This is a genomic window from Cryobacterium sp. MDB2-A-1, from assembly GCF_004402675.1.
Taxonomy (GTDB): Bacteria; Actinomycetota; Actinomycetes; order Actinomycetales; family Microbacteriaceae; genus Cryobacterium; species Cryobacterium glucosi.
In genome coordinates, this window is sequence record NZ_SOFK01000013.1 from 1 (window position 1) to 1077 (window position 1077).

Annotated in this window: 2 protein-coding genes; both read left to right on the plus strand. The window is 61.4% G+C overall.

Going from position 1 to position 1077, the window contains the following annotated elements; translation table 11 throughout:
• Nucleotides 1–251, plus strand: a 251-nt coding sequence (locus tag E3O39_RS19810) for a helix-turn-helix domain-containing protein (RefSeq protein ID WP_134446408.1), incomplete at its 5' end; no start/stop codon positions are given.
• Between the two features lie 47 nt (nt 252–298).
• Nucleotides 299–1077, plus strand: a 779-nt coding sequence (locus tag E3O39_RS03240) for an IS3 family transposase (protein ID WP_134446409.1), incomplete at its 3' end; no start/stop codon positions are given.

Consider the following 1077-nt stretch of genomic DNA (forward strand, 5'->3'; position numbering starts at 1 on the left):
AGTCCGGGAGGGCTCTTTCCGAGGAGTATGGCCTTCCGTCGCCCAGTACCGTGGCGACCTGGACGGGCATTTATCGGCGTGACGGGGAAGATGGGCTACTCCCGAAGCGGCGAGGCAGACCGCCAACGGATCAAAAGGATTCCCCTCCGAAGTCCGAGATCGAGACGCTGCGCTCGGAGAACGAACGGTTGAGCGCTGAGGTCGCCTATTTGGGAAAATTGCGGGCCTTGAGGTCACCGGAACGACGCTGAAAGTTCGAGCTGTCGATGATCTCAAGGCGCACTACCCGTTACCTCTTTTGCTGCAGCTCGCGGACCTTCCCAGGTCAACGTTCTACGACCACCGGCACCGGCTCAGCCGCAGCGACACCCGGGCCGGCATCAAGGAAGCTATCCGTGGCGCATTCGAGGCGGCGAAGAGTGCCTACGGGCACCGGCGCATCCTTGCCGTTCTGCTCCGACAGGGGTGGACGGTGTCTAAAAAGACGGTGCTCAAACTCATGCGCGAGCTCGGGCTGGAATGCCCAGTGCGCAGACGCAAACGGTACAACTCATTCCGAGGAGAAGTCGGGGAGGCGGCCGACAACGTATTGAACCGGCAGTTCGCCACAGAGTCTAGGCACACGAAGTGGGTCACGGACGTGACCGAGTTTAACATCGGCGCCTCGAAGGTCTACCTCTCACCCGTCCTGGATCTCTATGACAACCGGGTCATCTCTGCAACGGCAGGGCCCTCTCCGAGCGTGAAAATGGTCACCGACAGTCTCCGCATAGCAATCGACACACTCACCCCCGCCGAGAAGCCTCTCGTCCACTCCGACCAGGGATTCCAGTACCGCCACACCCTCTGGCGGGACACGTTGCGGGGCGCCGGGCTCACTCAGTCGATGTCTCGCAAGGGCACGTGTCTGGACAACGCCGTCATGGAGGGGTTCTTCAGCCACCTCAAGGAGGAATGGTTCCGCATCCAGAAACCGGGAACCGTCGACGAGTTCCACACGGGGCTGAACGACTACCTGCGATGGTGGAACACCACCCGAATCCAACAGCGGCTCGGCTACCTCAGCCCCGACGAATA